The following is a 15,572-nucleotide window of genomic DNA, read 5'->3' as shown; positions in this document are numbered from 1 at the left end:
GGGGCTCGTAATTGGCATTCGACATTCGTCAACTAAGATATGCAATCGCTGCAGCGGATCACGGCAGCTTTTATCGCGCCGCCCGCGCCCTTGATGTTGAACAATCAACGCTCAGTCGCTCAGTTATGAAGCTCGAACGATCGGTCGGCGCTCAGCTATTCTTGAGGTCACACTCGGGTGTAGCTCCAACGACCGCCGGGTTGCGATTTCTGCGCAGCGCCCGACCTATGGTCGCCAATGCGGACCGGATGATCGCCAACACGCGCGCGGCGGGCAGTGGCCGTGCAGGAGGTTTCGTTGTCGGGTTCAACAACTCCGTCTCTGCTGGAAACCTTCGTGCTACGCTGGTCGCCGCGCAACGCGAGAACCCTGACCTTAAAATCAACGGCGTCGAATCGGACCGCAGTGCACTTTTCGCGGGTCTCGACAGCGGCGAGATCGATATAGCCATCTTGATGGGCGAGATCGCCCGCGATGATTGTCGGCACGCCTCGTTCTGGAGCGAGCACGTCGTCGCTGCGATGTCGAAGGGTCACGCACTCTATGAGCGTGACACTGTCAACTGGACTGATCTGCGTGGGCAGCGCTTTATGCTGCCGACCGCCGATCCCGGCCCGGACATCCGCGACATGCTGATCGGTAGACTTTGGCAGTCGGGCGCGCGTCCGGACATTCAGCTCCGTCCGGTCAGTCGCGAGACGATCCTCAGCTTTCTTGGAGAGACCCGAATGCTTTCGGTTTCCTGCGCGGGCACGACCGGCGCCCTCTATCCCGATGTCACCTATCGCCCGGTGCATGGCGAGCAAGGTCCGGCGCTGATCGCATATTCGGGATATTGGCGGGAAGACAACCCCAACCCTGCCCTCAAGCGGTTCCTCGCTTTCGTGCGCAGTCGCTACGCACTGTCGTTCGAGATCGCGGCGACCACAGAAAGGATATAGTCTCCAAGAGAACGGCCATGACGCAAAGCAAGGCTGGGATCATCATGCTCGTCGTACTGGAGATCGGGTTCCGCGCGGGATTCGTACTTACGTCCGATCATCGCTCTTCCCGCCGCCCCGTCGGTTCCGTCGCCAGTTTCCGGGTCAGGGTCAAATGAGCCGCGCGGCGTCCAGAATTTCGTTGAGCACGTGGCAGAAGCGCGGCAGGTCGTCGTAGACTGCCGCGACGGCTCGGTGCGCGGCACGGAATGTGCCGATGCCGAAGAGGCATTGATCAAGAACGACGCAGAGGAACGCCGCAGGCGGTTTCTTGGCGAATGAGCTTCTGATAGCTGTCAGCCGCTGGCCTTGCGCCGCGCCTTGGCGAACCCGCGATCGGTTGTCATGAACCGCGCCAGCATCGGCGCGACCAGTTTCTCCGGCGCGACGGCATCGCCGCCGGTTTCAGCCGCAAGCGCGTCGGCATAGGCGACAAGATCGCGATGCACCGCAGCCGGAAGCTCGACGCTAAGCTTGACCGGCTTGTCGTCGACCAGCGGGCCGAGTTTGAGTTTGGTCATCGATTTCCTCCGACGGGTTCGAGGATCAGATCGCGGGTCAGGATCACCCGAAGCGGATGGCCGGGCCTGATGGTGAGCGTTGGTTGTACATTGAGCTGCCGATCGACGATCCGCTGGCCGGCCTGGTTGATCGTACTTTGCGGACCGCGACGCAGTGCGCGGACGAGATCGTCCTCCCCGTCCGCGCCCAATTCGGCGCCGACGCCGAGCAGCGTCGAGACGGCCGCGGCCCTGAGCAGATTGCCCCGGCGCTGGTCGACGCGGTCCTGCAGCCCAGCAAAGCCGGCTGCGTCGGCGGCGAGTTGGCGCTCGAGAATGATCGAAAGGCCACCCGGCATGATAAGCCGGTTCCAGGCGAGCAGCACGCGGGTCTGCCCGGCGGCGATCTCGCTGTCATATTCACCGATCAGCCGCGCGCCCTGCGGAACGAGCAGGATACGGCCGGTCGGACTGTCATAGACGTTCGCCGTCACCTGCGCGGTGATCTGGCCGGGAAGATCGGAACGGATCCCGGTGATGAGCGCGGCCGGAATGATGCTGCCGGCCTGCACGATGTAGGGCGAAGCCGGCGCGGTCACGCGCTCCACGCTGACCGTGCGCCGACCGGACGTCCGTTCCAGAAACGCAAGCTTGGCGGCTTGCTCGCCTCCAGAATCTGTGGGCTGCTGCGGCGGCTGCACGGACTCATTCAGCGAAAAGGACGGTGCCGGTACTGCTCCAGCGGTGGCGGAGCTGCCGCCAAGGAACACGTTGCTGGTGCGCGCGGCGTCGCGCTCCTGCGCGGCGCGCTGGCGTGCCGCTTCCTGGGCCTGGGCACGCGGATCGGGCGGCGTAGCCTGGGTGCCGACCGGCGGCAGCGGCACGTCCTCGCCGCGCTGCTGCGCCGAGACGATCGGTCCGCCAAGATCGCCGGGCAGCGGCGGGCCAAGCTGCGGGACATCAGCATAGTCGCGCGGCCCTGAGGTGACCGCCTCGGACTGCGATCGGCTCTCGGTGTTGTAGAGCTCTTCCGAAGCGCGCTCCTCGGCGGGCAGGAGCGCGTAGATCAGCGACCCGCCGATGCCGAGTCCGGCGACGACACCCACGACCGCGAGCACCTTGCGCGACAGGCGCATGACCCGCGGCGGATCGCCGCGGAGTTGGAACGGGCGCGGATCGGGAGGCACCGTCTGCGACGTCGCCGGCGGAGCGACCGGTTCGGCGTCAGGCGCGTGCGTATCGTCGCTCATCGCCGCCGCTCCCGGCGCGTCTCCGCGCCGTCGCGGACGATGCGCACGCGCCGCTCGCTGCGCCGATCACCGAGCCGCAGTTCGGCGACGGCGAACAGGCGATCGACCACCATGTAGCGGCCGCGGACCCGATAATTGACCAGTTCGGCATCGCCGGCCGCGCCGGTCACGAACAGCGGCGGCATCTCGCCCTGCGCTATCCCGGCGGGGAACTCGATGAACACCTGCCGCCCGTCGTCGAACGCGCGGAGCGGCTTCCAGGGCACGCGATCGCCTTCGATCCGGTAGCGGAAATCGAGCGCGGACACGTCCACGCCGGTCGCGATCGGCGCGGCGGATGCAGCGGCGGCGTTGGTGGCACGCAGCGCGATCAGCTCGTCCTGCGGATAGGTCCAGGAGACCGACGCCATATAGGTCGAAGGCGTGGCGCGCAGTTCCAGATGATAGGTCCGCCGGTCGGTGTTGACGACGAGGTTGGTCGACAGATCCGGCCGGGTGGGCTTGACCAGGATGTGTACGCGAGCGGTCGCACCGGTGCCGCTCACCGTATCGCCGATGATCCAGCGCACGGTGTCACCGGCCGCGACCGGCCCTGGCCCGACAAGCTGCTCGCCCTCCTGAAGCGCGATGTCGGTCACCTGCCCCGGCGCGGTATAGACCTGATAGAGCGCGCCCGGCACCCAAGGGTAGTGCTGGATGGCGTTGAGGAAGCCGTCGCGAACCGGCTGCATGCGCGCCGCGTCATTGGCATCGCCGATGCGACGGCGCGGATCGGCGGATTCGGGCACCGGCGCGGATGGCGTCACCGGCTTCAATTGGCCGGGCAATGGCAGCGGCTCGGGGATCGCTACCACCTCGACCGCGCGCGGCGCTTCGGTTGCGAGTGTCGCCAGGATTTCGCTCGGCGGTTCGTCATAGGCGATGTCCGGCGGCTCGGCGGACGTGGTAGCGCAGCCGGCAAGCGCAGCAGCGGAGGCGAGCAAAGCCGCCGCAGCGGCTCGGGAGAAAGGTGGACGCGTCATTGCGACAGCTCCTTCGACCAGTTGAGGGAATGCACGAATATGCCGAGCGGGTTCTTGCGCAGGGCGTCGGGGGTGCGCGGGGGCTGCACCACGATGGTGAGGATCGCCGACCACCGCTCGGTGGCGGCAAGTTGCCCTTCCTGATAGCGGCGCTCGGTCCAGGCGACGCGGAAGCTGCCCGGCGAGGCGCGGATGACGCTGGAGACGTCGACCGCCACCTGCATCCGGCCGATATCGGCGAAGGGGTCGTTGGCGCGCGCGTAATCGTTCAAGGCAAGCGCGCCGCGATCGGTGGTGAAGTCGTAGGCGCGAAGCCAGTTCTGGCGGACGATGACAGGATCGGCGGGAACGCTGCGCACCTGCTCGATGAAGCGCGCCAGATGAAACGCGATCTGGGGATCGGTCGGGCTGTAGCCGACTTCGGCGGGCGCGACCGCCTGCGCCTCGCCAAGCGCATCGACTTCGACCACCCAGGGCACGATGTGGCCGCGCGCGGACTGCCAGACAAGGCCGCCGGTAAGCGCGCCCGACAGCGCCAGCGTGCCGAAGAAAGCGAGCCGCCAGTTCCTGGCCTGCACGCGCGCCGAGCCGATGCGGTCGTCCCAAGCCTGCGCGGCGCGTTGATAGGGCGTGACCGGCTCGGGCGTCTGGCCGTAGCGGATGGTGGGTCGCCTGAACATTTGCATCAATCCTTCTCTCTGACATCGACCGACGCGCCGCCGCCGCCGCCATCGCCGGAGCGCAGCGTGTGGGCGGCGACACTCGCGCCGTGGGACATGGTCTGGCGCCGCTTCATCGCGGCGGCCCAGGCGGGCTGACCTCCAGCAGCAGATGCGGCTGCGGGCGCGCCGCCCGAGATCGTTGCCCCCGCGGCGGTCGCACCCGCACGCCCGCCCGAACGGTAGCTGTCCTTCATCGAAGCGGCGGCCTTGCGCAGCGGAGACATGGCGGCACCCACAGCGGCCTTGCCGACACCGGCGGCTCCGCTCGCCACCGCCGCCCCGCCACTCTTTCCGGCCGAACCGAGCGCGTAGGCGCTGCGCGTCCCGCCGGCGGCGAACGCGCCTCCCTTCGCGGCTCCCGCAGCCGCTCCGAGCGCCGCGCCGGTGCCGAGCGTTGCCGCCGCCGCACCGCCGGCGATCACACCGCCTGCGGCAAGGGCCGTGCCTGCCGCCGCGCCCGCGCCGAGAGCCGGGCCGCCCGAGACGATGCCGTTGGCGATCGACGGGCCGAAGATGCCGAGCCCGAGCAGGCAGAGCGAGGCGAGCACGATGGTCATTGCGTCCTCGATGGTCGGCTGCGCGCCGCCGAAGCCGGCGCGGAACTCCTCGAACAAAGTCGAGCCGATGCCGACGATGACCGCGAGCACCAGCACCTTGATGCCCGAAGAGACGACGAGACCCAGCACGCGCTCGGCCATGAAGGCGGTCTTGCCGAACAGGCCGAACGGGATGAGCACGAACCCAGCGAGCGTCGCGAGCTTGAACTCGATCAGGGTGATGAAAAGCTGGATCGCAAGGATGAAGAAGGCGAGGATCACGAACAGCCAGGCGATCAGCAGCACGGCGATCTGGATGAAGTTCTCGAAGAAGGCGACATAGCCCATGAGGTCGGAGATGGATTCGAGGATGGGTTGTCCGGCTTCGAGGCCGACCTGGGCTACGCGGCCGGGCTGAAGCAGCTCGGCGGCGGTGAAGCCGGTACCGGACGCTTTCAGGCCGAGCCCCGCGAAGCTTTCGAAGACGATGCGTGCGAGCGCGTTCCAGTTGGAAATGATATAGGCGAAGACGCCGACGAACAGCGTCTTCTTGATCAGGCGCGCGAGGATGTCGTCGTCCGCGCCCCAGGTCCAGAACAGCGCGGCGAGGGTCACGTCGATGACGATCAGCGTGGTGGCGATGAACGCGACCTCGCCGCCCAGCAGGCCGAACCCGCTGTCGATATAGCGGGTGAAGACGTCCAGAAAGCGATCGACGACGCCGGTGCCGCCCATCTCAGTTCTCCTCGACCGGTGCTGGGTCGGCAGGCGCAATGGTGCGCGCGCTGCCATCGAAGAAGCGCCGGCGGTTCTCGGCCCAGGCAGCGAGACAGTCGCGGTCTTCCGCGCCGGTAGCCCCGAGGCCTTGACAGCGGCGCAGTTCGGCGAGCAGCGGGTCGGTACCGGCACGTTCGATCTCGGAGACCGGCTCCTCGCGCGGCTGTTCGGGCGCGCGGCTCATCTCGATCGCGGTCATGGTGACCGCGATGGCGACGAAGATAATGGCGCCGATGCGCGCGAGGAGCTTATGGTCCATCTTTCGGCTCAGTCGCGGAACATGCGCGCATTGCCCGGCCGGTAACCGGTGCCGGGCGTAAGGAAGCGGCGGAGCTGCTCGCGCGCCTGCGCCTTCGCGGCGGCGCGCTCGGCCATGTCGAGCGCCTGCGCGCGGCCTTGCGCCGCCATCAGCGCGGTCAAGTCGGCGAGCTGCTGCGACTGGAGCGCGACGAGCTGGTTGCCTGCTTGCGCCGCTTGCAGCGCGCCGGTCGCCGACTGGCTGGCGGTCACCAACCGTTCGAGGGTGCCCCGCGACCCATCGAGATTGCCGACGACGCCCGCCTGGACCTTCAGTGCGTCCTCAAGGGCCGCGACGCTCGTCTGCCAGCGGCTCTGCGCATCGGCGACGAGTTGACGGTCGCTGCCGCTCAGATTGGTGCCGCGATAGTTCTGCGCGAAGGCCCGGTCGATCGACTGGACGTCATAGGCGAGCCGCTGCGCCTCACCGAGCAATTGCTGCGTGCGCTGAAACTGTCCTTGCAACTCCTGCAGCTGGTTCAAGGGCAGCGAGGTGAGGTTGCGCGCTTCGTTCAAAAGCGAGGCCGCTTCGTTCTGGAGGCTCTGGATTTGGTTGTTGATCTGTTCGAGCGCACGTGCGGCCTGGATCACGTTCTGCGCGTAATTGGTCGGATCCTTGACGATCATCTGCGCGTGGGCGGGCGTATTCATGGCGACAACGCCAAGCATGCTGGTGGCGGCGAGGACGCCGGCCATCAAGGCGCGGCGCAACTTGGGTCGGTTCATGAGTTTGTCTCCTTCGGGGATTGCTGGCGAGCGTTTTCCCGCTCGCGCGCCAGCGATTGCGGTTCGGGTGCGGGAAGAAGGTCGATCGCCCAGGAAGCCCCGCGATGCCGCAGCCATTCGGCGGCGAACGCGGACTGGCCGTGGGATTCGATCAGTTCGGCGATCTTGAGTTGATCGGTCTTGGACGAGGCTGCGGCGAAGGCGAGCGCGACCTCGCCCAGTCCCAACTCGAACAATCGGTTGCCGCGCCGCGACTGGCAGTAATAATCGCGCTTCGGCGTCGCCCGGCTCAGTATCTCTATCTGGCGCGCATTGAGTCCGAACCGCTCGTAGATGGCCGCGATCTGCGGTTCGGCGGCGCGCTCGTTGGGGAGGAAGATGCGCGTCGGACAGCTTTCGATTATGGCCGGCGCGATGCTGCTGGTCTCGATATCGGCGAGGCTCTGCGTCGCGAACACCACGCTGGCGTTTTTCTTCCTCAGCGTCTTCAGCCATTCGCGGAGCTGCGCGGCGAAGGCGGGACTGTCGAGCACCAGCCAGCCCTCGTCGATGATGATGAGCGTGGGCGAGCCATCCAGTCGGCCTTCGATCCGATGGAACAGGTAGGAGAGCACGGCGGCGGCCGAGCCGGCGCCGACCAGCCCCTCAGTCTCGAACGCCTGGACCCATGCTTCACCGAGCCGTTCGACCTCGGCATCGAGCAACCGGCCCCACAGCCCGCCGATGCAATAGGGGGCAATAGCTTGTTTGAGCTGCTGGCTCTGCAACAGCACGGCCAGGCCGGTCAGCGTGCGCTCGGCAGCCGGCGCGGTGGCGAGCGATGTCAGCGCGGACCAAATATGCTCCTTAGCCTGCGGATCGACCGCGACTCCTTCGGACGCCAGGATCGCCGCCAGCCATTCCGCCGCCCATGCCCGCTCGGCGGGGTCGTCGATACGGGCGAGCGGCTGAAGCTGGACGCCATCGCCAGCCTCCTCGGCGAGCATTCCGCCCAAATCCTGCCAGTCGCCGCCCATGCCGAGCGCGGCCGCGCGTATGCTGCCGCCGAAGTCGAACGCGAAGACCTGGGCGTTCTCGTAGCGGCGGAACTGCATCGCCATGAGCGCGAGCAGGACCGACTTGCCGGCGCCGGTCGGGCCGACGATCAACGTGTGGCCGACATCGCCGACGTGAAGGGAAAACCGGAACGGGGTCGAGCCTTCGGTCTTACCATAGAGCAAGGGGGGTTGTCCAAAATGCTCGTCCCGTTCCGGCCCCGCCCATACCGCTGACAGGGGGATCAGGTGGGCGAGATTGATGGTGGAAATCGGGGGCTGGCGGACGTTGGCGTAGGTATGGCCGGGCAGACTCCCCAGCCATGCCTCGATCGCGTTCATTCTCTCGGCAAGACAAGTAAAATCGCGGCCTTGGATAACCTTCTCGACCAGCCGCAGCTTCTCGGCGGCGATGGCCGGATCGCGGTCCGATACTGTCACCGTGGCGGTGACGTAGGCCATGCCGGCATAGTCGGCGCCCAGCTCCTGCAGGGCGGTGTCGGCATCGGCGGCCTTGTTCGAGGCGTCGCTGTCGAGCAGCGTCGATGCCTCGTTGGTCATCACCTCCTTCAGGATGGCGGCGACCGACTTGCGCTTGGCGAACCACTGGCGGCGGATGCGGGTGAGAAGCTTGGTCGCGTCGGACTTGTCGAGCATGATCGCACGGGTGGACCAGCGATACTCGAAGGCGAGACGGTTCAGCTCGTCGAGCAGGCCCGGAAAGGTGACGCTGGGAAAGCCGGTGATGGTGAGCGTGCGGAGATGATGCTCGCCCAGGCGCGGTTCGAGCCCGCCGGTCAGCGGCTCATCGGCCAGCAGCGCGTCGAGATGCATCGGGGTTTCGGGAACGCGGACGCGCTGGCGGCGGGTGGAGATCGTGCTGTGCAAATAGGTCAGCGTCTCGGCGTCATCGAGCCAGCGAACCTCGGGCATGAACCCTTCGACCAGGTTCAACACGCGGTCGCTGCGGTCGGCGAAGCTCTTGAGCAGCTCGCGCGGATCGACGCCCTTTGTGGCCCGGCCCTCGTAGAGCCAGCCCTCTGCACGCGCGGCTTCCTCCGCTGGCGGCATCCACAGCAGAGTCAAATAGTAGGCGCTCTCGAAGTGAGCGCCTTCTTCGCGGAACTGTTCGCGTCGCTCCATATCAACCAGCGCCGAAACGGGATCGGGGAACTCGGCGTCGGGATAGTCGAGCGCAGGCGTGCGCTGCGCCTCGACGAAGATCGCCCAGGCCGAGCCCAGGCGACGCAGCGAATTGTTCAGCCGCGCGGTTGTCGCCACCAGCTCGGCCGGTGTGGCGCTGTCGAGATCGGGGCCGCGGAAGCGTGCGGTGCGCTGGAACGAGCCGTCCTTGTTGAGGACGACGCCTTCCCCGACCAGCGCGGCCCAGGGCAGGAAGTCGGCAAGGGTTTCGGCTTGCCTGCGGTATTCGCGCAAGCTCATCATGGCCGAATCCATGCCGGGTAACGGAGGTGGCGCCGGGCGACGTCCACGAATTGCGGATCGCGGCGCGCGGCCCAGACCGAGAGCGCATGGCCAATCGCCCAGATGACCAGGCCGGCGATCCAGAGCCGCAGGCCAAGGCCGATCGCGCCCGCCAGCGTGCCGTTGACGATGGCGAGCGAGCGCGGAGCGCCGCCGAGCAGGATCGGCTCGGTCAGCGCCCGGTGAACCGGCGCGAAGTAGCCGGGGATCGGCTCGGCGGTGTGCATCAGACCAGCGCTCCGCCGCCGAAGCTGAAGAAGCTGAGGAAGAAGGAACTGGCCGCGAACGCGATCGAGAGACCGAACACGATCTGGATCAGCCGCCGGGCGCCGCCCGACGTGTCGCCGAACGCAAGGGTCAAGCCGGTTATGATGATGATCATCACGGCAATGATCTTGGCCACCGGCCCCTCGATGCTTTCGAGGATCGCCTGGAGCGGCGCTTCCCACGGCATCGACGATCCGCCCGCATGGGCTGGACCGGATATGGTCAGCGCGATCAGGCTGGCGAAGGCGGCAGGCATGGCGCGACGTGCGCCGTGCCGTATGGCATGAATCATGACAGGACTCCTGGCTGGGGGTGAGAAGGCGGGATGAGAAGGTAATCGCCGGTGGCGGGGTCGAGCCCTTCGACTCGGGCCAGTTCGGCGAGACGTCGGCCGTGTCCGTCGCGGACGAGCACGGCGACGAGATCGATGGTCTCGGCGAGCAGCGCGCGCGGGACCGTCACGACGGCTTCCTGAATGAGCTGCTCCATGCGGCGGAGCGCTCCAAGCGCGGTCCCGGCATGGATCGTGCCGATGCCGCCGGGATGGCCGGTGCCCCAGGCCTTGAGAAGGTCGAGCGCCTCCGCGCCGCGCACCTCGCCGATCGGGATGCGGTCGGGCCGCAGCCGCAGGCTGGACCGCACGAGATCGGACAGCGAGACGACGCCATCCTTGGTCCGCATGGCCACGAGGTTGGGCGCGGCGCACTGCAGCTCGCGCGTGTCTTCGATCAAGACAATGCGGTCGGTGGTCTTGGCGACTTCGGCCAGCAGCGCGTTGACCAGCGTGGTCTTGCCGCTGCCGGTGCCGCCGGCGACGAGGATGTTGGCGCGCGCCTCGACGCCATGCCGCAACGCCTCGGCGTGGCACCCCGACATGATCCCGGCCGCCGTATAGTCGTCGAGCGTGAACACGGCGACGGCGGGCTTGCGGATCGCGAAAGCGGGCGCGGCGACGATGGGCGGCAACAGTCCCTCGAACCGCTCGCCTCCTTCCGGCAGCTCGGCCGAGACGCGCGGGCTACGGGCATGAACTTCGACGCCGACATGGTGCGCGACCAGGCGGACGATGCGTTCGCCATCGGCGGCTGACAGCAACTCGCCGGTGTCGCTGATGCCCTCGCCGAGCCGATCGAGCCACAGTCGGCCGTCCGGGTTCAGCATCACCTCGATGACGGCCGGATCGTCGAGCCAAGCCGCGATCGACGGCCCGAGCGCCGTGCGCAGCATCCGTGCGCCGCGTGATTTCGCTTCGGATCGGATCGGGTGAACGGTCAAGGACTGGCCCCTGGAATGGACCGGGCGAACCGCCGCCCGGCGTCAGGAGCACATCAAGAGACGCAGAAATGCCTGTTCCGCAACAGGTGTTTGACGGCGTAGTAGAGGAGGCGGCAGATTGGATGTCGTCGGCGGATTTGCTTGCCGGCGGCTAAGCCTACGTGACTGGTTCCGTCACGTTTGATTGCGCGACAACGCTACGATTCGATGTTCTGGTCGGTGCGCTCGTCGGCGCGGAAGAGCAAAGCTAAGGCTATTCGATATTGGGCGCAGTTCTTTAGTTGGCTGCCAAAGCGAACGTGACGCTCAACTCAATAGGCGCGTCTAGCGGCAGGCGCGGGACCGCGAATGCCGTGCGGGCGTGCTCTCCCTTCGTCCCGAGAGCTTCGACAAACAGGTGCGATGCGTGATCGAGGATTGCCGCCTGCGCGTAGAAACCTTCCGCGCTCGCCACGTAACCGTCCAGCCGCAGCAGTCCGCCAAGGTCGGCGAATTGTCGCGTTACCGCAGCGATGTGCGCAAGCACGTTAAGCGCCGTGATCCGGCAGGCCTCCTCTCCATTCCGCACGCACAACTCAGCACCCACCCGGCCACGGAACGCAAGCACGTTATCTCGAAAAGGAAAGTGCCCCGAGACGAAGCCGATACCGCGACGGATGACGACCGGCGCGTAGGCGCCCACAGGTGCGGGCGGCTCAGGGAGCGATACACCGGCCACGGCTCAGGACACCGCGAAGACGATATTGCCTACAGCGTCGCCCGCCGCCAGTCGCGTGTGGGCTGCTTCCGCCTCGTCGAGCGTGAAGGTCCGATCGAGCGTCGGGCGGATGCGCCCCGCGCGAACCTCCTCAATCCCCCACTCCAGATCCGCGACACCCCCCATGAGCGTGCCGGCGATCCGCTTCTGTGGAAAGAACACGTCGCGGACGCGCAGAACTGATTCCAGCCCTAGCACGTTGCCCATTAGAACCGTCAGGCCGAGTGGCCGCGTTGCGTCAACGGAGCGAGCAAGGCTTGCACCGCCCAGGTTGTCCACGGCCACGTCGACGCCTCCTCCCGACCATTCGCGCACCCTGTCGAGCGCGCCATCCTCCATGCCGACGACGAGTTCCGCGCCGAGTTCCTCGACGAAGGCGCGCTTGGAGTCCGATCGAACCGTCGCAGCGACGCGAGCGCCGAGGGCGCGCGCAACCTGCACCATGAACGAGCCCGTACCCGAGGCGCCCGCCTGGATCAGAACTGTGTCACCCGCGCGCACGCCGCCTACGACCTTGACTGCTCGCACCGCAGTGACAAGGGCCATCGGCAGCGTCGCCAGGTCGACTGACGACAGTTCATTGGGTGCTTTGACCGACCAGCGCGCGGGTGCGGTCATGTATTCAGCATAGCTGCCGTTCTCCGCGAGGCCGCGGATCGCGTACGACCGCGACGTGCTCAAAACTTCTGCACCCAGGTCGGTCGGGTCGGTGGGATAGCCAGGCATCGGGATGACACGATCGCCGATGGAGAAGCCAGAGACGTCGTCTCCCATTTCCTCCACAATTCCGACGGCGTCGGAGCCCAGAACGTGCGGAAAGGTAAGGTTCGGGTTCACGCCACCCTCACGGATGTAGTGGTCGAGACGGTTCAGCCCAGCCGCCTCGACCCGGATCAGAAGCTCGCCCGCGCCAGGCTTTGGGCGAGGCAGGGCGACTGTCTGGAACACGGAGGGCAACCCGAACCGAGTGATAATGGCAGCTTTCATGACGATCTCCTTGGTTCCGAGCCGAGACTTGGTTACAATGTGAGACCGGACTGTAGCCGCGGAGCAAGACTATGGAAGACGGCACTATTTCTCGCCTTAGTTCCCCGGAGGGAACCGATCGCGCTTGGCCGGACGATTACCTCGACGGCATCTACCGGGGCGAATACGATCCGGAGATCTGTCCCGTTCGCCATGTTCTGAAGGGGATTGCCGACAAGTGGACGATCCTGATCCTAGCCGGTCTGAAGGCAGATCGGCAGCGGTTCTCGCAGATCAAGCGGCTGGTGCCGGACGTCTCGCAGCGGATGCTGACGCAGACCTTGCGCAAGCTCGAACGCGACGGTTACGTCACTCGCGAGGTGACGCCCTCCATCCCGCCGCGAGTCGATTACGAGCTGACCGATCTCGGGCGTTCGCTCGTGGCACAGTTAGCTCCTCTTGCACGGTGGGCCGACGAACACCGCGACATGGTCGGTCATGCCCGCACCCGGTACGATCAAGCTAATGGTCATTCTGATTTCGGGTAGACCTGTTCCGGATCAGGAGACGAACGCGGCCAAACATCCTCAGGGATTTCGTCCATCAAGCTTTTGCCGCTCGCGTAGCGCCGACCGAGCGTTTCGACAAAACCCTCATAGCGCTTGCGGCCTTTCACCTGCGCGGCCGCCTGATCCTCTTCGGGCAATGGCGGCGTCACGGAGAGCCAGAACCGGACGAACAGCGTGAGCGCCTCGGTGGTGAGACCGGTGTTCCGTTCGAGCCGCTGCACCTGGCGCGAAAGCCGGTCCATCCGGCGCGCAAACGCAGCTTCGAGCCGGTCGGAGCCGTCGGGTGACATATAGGACGTGACCGCCGCCTCGATGATGGCCGAACGCGAGATGCGCTTGCGGATTGCCAGTTCGCTGACCTGTTTGGCGAGTTCGGGTGGAAAATACACATTGAGCCGGGTTCGCATCGTCAACTCCTAAAGATCGATGCCGTCGTTCGGATTGAGTGAGGCTTGGCGTGCCAGTCCTTGCGCACGTCGGCGTAATGCCGAGGCACGCGCCACCTCGTCGGGATCGTCTTCGACGATCGCAAACTCTTCTGCGGGCGAGGCGTCCTTCTCCTTCGCGACATCGACATGTTCGGGCAGCTCGGGTTCGCGGCGTAATCCGCCATTGGCGGTATCTTCGGCATCACCACCGATGCGCGCGACCTGCTTCAGCTCAGCTGCGGCCGTTCGTCCGGTCCAGTCGTCAGGCCGGATCGGTGCTACCGATGGCGTCGGCGCGTCGATAATCCGCTCCGCGAACCTTCGATCCTTGAAATAGCGCGCCTTCTTCGCCCGGATCGGATGGACGCCCGCGACCATCACGATCTCGTCGTCCGGCGGCAACTGCATGACCTCGCCGGGGGTCAGCAATTGGCGCCCGGTCTCCTGCCGCGACACCATCAAATGCCCCAGCCACGGCGAGAGGCGATGCCCGGCATAATTCTTCATCGCCCGCATCTCGGTTGCAGTGCCGAGCGCGTCCGACACCCGCTTGGCGGTCCGCTCGTCGTTGGTGGCGAAGCTCACCCGCACATGGCAGTTATCGAGGATCGCGTTGTTCGGCCCGTAAGCCTTCTCGATCTGGTTGAGCGATTGAGCGATCAGGAATGCCTTGAGGCCGTAGCCCGCCATGAACGCCAGTGCGCTCTCGAAGAAGTCGAGCCGGCCTAGCGCCGGAAACTCGTCGAGCATCAGCAGTACGCGATGGCGGCTCTGCTTCGGGGTCAGCTCCTCGGTCAGTCGGCGCCCGATCTGATTGAGGATAAGGCGGATCAGCGGCTTGGTGCGCGAGATGTCGCTGGGCGGCACAACCAGATAGAGCGTCGCCGGCCGCTCGCCCTCGACCAGATCCGCTATGCGCCACTGGCAGGCGCGCGTGACCTGCGCAACGACGGGATCGCGGTAGAGGCCAAGGAAGGACATGGCCGTGCTGAGCACGCCCGAACGCTCGTTGTCCGACTTGTTTAAGAGCTCGCGCGCCGCGCTGGCGACGACGGGATGCACGCCAGCCTGCCCCAAGTGCGGCGTCGCCATCATCGCGGCCAGCGTCTGCTCGATCGTGCGCGAGGGGTCGGAAAGGAAGGACGCCACCCCGGCGAGCGTCTTGTCTGCTTCCGCATAAAGGACATGGAGGATCGCGCCGACCAGCAGCGAGTGAGATGTCTTCTCCCAGTGGTTCCGGCGCTCGAGACTGCCTTCGGGATCGACCAGCACGTCCGCGACGTTCTGCACGTCGCGCACCTCCCATTGGCCTCGCCGCACCTCCAGCAGCGGATTGTAGGCTGCCGAGGCGGCATTGGTCGGATCGAACAGCAGCACCCGGCCGTGGCGCGAGCGGAAGCCTGCGGTGAGCTGCCAGTTCTCGCCCTTGATGTCGTGCACGATCGCCGAGCCCGGCCAGGTCAGAAGGGACGGTATTACGAGTCCCACACCCTTGCCGCTCCGGGTCGGTGCGAAGCACAGCACATGCTCGGGGCCGTCGTGGCGGAGATAGTCGCGGCTCAGCTTGCCCAACACCACGCCGTTATTGCCGAGTAACCCAGCGACGCGAACCTCTCGTTCGGTCGCCCAGCGCGCCGAGCCGTAGGTCTCGGCGTTCTTGAGTTCGCGCGCGCGCCAGACCGACATGCCGATGGCGACGGCGATCGAGGCGAACCCGCCCGATGCGGCGATAAATGCGCCGGTCTTGAAGATTTCGGGTGCGTAGGCGTCGAACGAGAACCACCACCAGAAGAAGGCTGGAGGCGGATAGACGCGCCAATCGCCGAGCATGAACCACGGTGGCCCGAGTTCGGACTGATATGCGAGCGCGGCGGCGGTCCATTGCGTCGCGCCCCACACGGCGGCAAGCACGATCAGGAAAACAATGATGATCTGGCCCCACAGGATTTTCGTGGCGGACATGGCCATCTCCTCTTCCCGG

General features: G+C 66.3%; 18 protein-coding genes and 1 pseudogene. 4 read left to right on the top strand and 15 right to left on the bottom strand.

The features are described 5' to 3' along the window. Positions 1-11: 11 nt before the first annotated feature. The 3 genes and pseudogenes from GQO94_RS21425 to GQO94_RS21075 form a co-directional block, all read left to right on the top strand. A pseudogene (locus GQO94_RS21425) lies at positions 12-188 on the top strand (helix-turn-helix domain-containing protein); the annotation flags it as partial. A 39-nt stretch (positions 189-227) separates the two neighbouring features. Next, positions 228-941: a LysR family substrate-binding domain-containing protein gene (locus GQO94_RS16780; protein WP_006833869.1), complete on the top strand. Its 714-nt coding sequence runs from the start codon at positions 228-230 to the stop codon at positions 939-941. A 17-nt stretch (positions 942-958) separates the two neighbouring features. Continuing rightward, the gene (locus GQO94_RS21075) at positions 959-1,099 is read left to right on the top strand and encodes a hypothetical protein (protein WP_006833868.1); all 141 of its coding nucleotides are present in this window, start codon (positions 959-961) and stop codon (positions 1,097-1,099) included. 177 nt (positions 1,100-1,276) lie between these two features. Here GQO94_RS21075 and GQO94_RS16775 read toward each other — a convergent pair whose 3' ends face one another. The 13 genes from GQO94_RS16775 to GQO94_RS16715 form a co-directional block, all read right to left on the bottom strand. Next, positions 1,277-1,501: a DUF2274 domain-containing protein gene (locus tag GQO94_RS16775; protein ID WP_156842593.1), complete on the bottom strand. Its 225-nt coding sequence runs from the start codon at positions 1,499-1,501 to the stop codon at positions 1,277-1,279. Next, positions 1,498-2,730 (bottom strand): TrbI/VirB10 family protein, encoded by a 1,233-nt coding sequence (locus GQO94_RS16770; protein ID WP_156842592.1) that lies wholly within the window; start codon positions 2,728-2,730, stop codon positions 1,498-1,500. Before GQO94_RS16770 ends, GQO94_RS16775 begins: the two co-directional genes overlap by 4 nt. After that, positions 2,727-3,752, bottom strand: a complete 1,026-nt coding sequence (trbG, locus tag GQO94_RS16765; protein ID WP_156842591.1) for a P-type conjugative transfer protein TrbG — start codon at positions 3,750-3,752, stop codon at positions 2,727-2,729. Before trbG ends, GQO94_RS16770 begins: the two co-directional genes overlap by 4 nt. Continuing rightward, on the bottom strand, positions 3,749-4,432 hold the full coding sequence (gene trbF / locus GQO94_RS16760) for a conjugal transfer protein TrbF (RefSeq protein ID WP_156842590.1): 684 nt from the start codon (positions 4,430-4,432) through the stop codon (positions 3,749-3,751). Before trbF ends, trbG begins: the two co-directional genes overlap by 4 nt. 5 nt (positions 4,433-4,437) lie before the next feature. After that, the gene (trbL, locus tag GQO94_RS16755) at positions 4,438-5,745 is read right to left on the bottom strand and encodes a P-type conjugative transfer protein TrbL (RefSeq protein ID WP_156842589.1); all 1,308 of its coding nucleotides are present in this window, start codon (positions 5,743-5,745) and stop codon (positions 4,438-4,440) included. Between the two features lies 1 nt (position 5,746). Continuing rightward, positions 5,747-6,046: a putative entry exclusion protein TrbK-alt gene (gene trbK-alt, locus GQO94_RS16750; RefSeq protein WP_156842588.1), complete on the bottom strand. Its 300-nt coding sequence runs from the start codon at positions 6,044-6,046 to the stop codon at positions 5,747-5,749. Between the two features lie 8 nt (positions 6,047-6,054). Next, a complete protein-coding gene (gene trbJ, locus GQO94_RS16745) occupies positions 6,055-6,810 on the bottom strand; it encodes a P-type conjugative transfer protein TrbJ (protein WP_156842587.1) in 756 nt (251 codons plus the stop codon). Continuing rightward, the gene (gene trbE, locus GQO94_RS16740; RefSeq protein WP_156842586.1) at positions 6,807-9,290 is read right to left on the bottom strand and encodes a conjugal transfer protein TrbE; all 2,484 of its coding nucleotides are present in this window, start codon (positions 9,288-9,290) and stop codon (positions 6,807-6,809) included. The genes trbJ and trbE overlap by 4 nt, the downstream gene beginning before the upstream one ends. Then, on the bottom strand, positions 9,287-9,556 hold the full coding sequence (locus GQO94_RS16735; RefSeq protein ID WP_156842585.1) for a VirB3 family type IV secretion system protein: 270 nt from the start codon (positions 9,554-9,556) through the stop codon (positions 9,287-9,289). The genes trbE and GQO94_RS16735 overlap by 4 nt, the downstream gene beginning before the upstream one ends. After that, complete coding sequence (locus tag GQO94_RS16730) at positions 9,556-9,888, bottom strand: TrbC/VirB2 family protein (protein ID WP_156842584.1); 333 nt, start codon at positions 9,886-9,888, stop codon at positions 9,556-9,558. Before GQO94_RS16730 ends, GQO94_RS16735 begins: the two co-directional genes overlap by 1 nt. Then, positions 9,885-10,871: a P-type conjugative transfer ATPase TrbB gene (gene trbB, locus GQO94_RS16725; protein ID WP_156842583.1), complete on the bottom strand. Its 987-nt coding sequence runs from the start codon at positions 10,869-10,871 to the stop codon at positions 9,885-9,887. The genes GQO94_RS16730 and trbB overlap by 4 nt, the downstream gene beginning before the upstream one ends. Positions 10,872-11,148: 277 nt before the next feature. Continuing rightward, on the bottom strand, positions 11,149-11,589 hold the full coding sequence (locus GQO94_RS16720) for a RidA family protein (RefSeq protein ID WP_156842582.1): 441 nt from the start codon (positions 11,587-11,589) through the stop codon (positions 11,149-11,151). A gap of 3 nt (positions 11,590-11,592) precedes the next feature. Further along, positions 11,593-12,615 (bottom strand): quinone oxidoreductase family protein, encoded by a 1,023-nt coding sequence (locus GQO94_RS16715; protein WP_156842581.1) that lies wholly within the window; start codon positions 12,613-12,615, stop codon positions 11,593-11,595. Between the two features lie 71 nt (positions 12,616-12,686). Between GQO94_RS16715 and GQO94_RS16710 the strand changes: the two genes are divergently transcribed. Further along, positions 12,687-13,142: a winged helix-turn-helix transcriptional regulator gene (locus GQO94_RS16710; protein WP_156842580.1), complete on the top strand. Its 456-nt coding sequence runs from the start codon at positions 12,687-12,689 to the stop codon at positions 13,140-13,142. On the opposite strand, the gene GQO94_RS16705 is transcribed toward GQO94_RS16710, so the two are convergent. Together GQO94_RS16705 and GQO94_RS16700 are read right to left on the bottom strand one after the other, a co-directional pair. Beyond that, entirely contained in the window at positions 13,124-13,570 is a 447-nt protein-coding gene (locus GQO94_RS16705) for a ribbon-helix-helix domain-containing protein (RefSeq protein WP_156842579.1), read from the bottom strand. The genes GQO94_RS16710 and GQO94_RS16705 overlap by 19 nt on opposite strands. Before the next feature lie 9 nt (positions 13,571-13,579). After that, a complete protein-coding gene (locus GQO94_RS16700) occupies positions 13,580-15,553 on the bottom strand; it encodes a conjugal transfer protein TraG (protein WP_156842578.1) in 1,974 nt (657 codons plus the stop codon). Positions 15,554-15,572: the final 19 nt, after the last annotated feature.

It is taken from the genome of Novosphingobium aquimarinum (assembly GCF_009746585.1).
GTDB classification, from domain to species: Bacteria; Pseudomonadota; Alphaproteobacteria; order Sphingomonadales; family Sphingomonadaceae; genus Novosphingobium; species Novosphingobium aquimarinum.
This window is presented reverse-complemented; position numbering and strand designations above follow the sequence as displayed.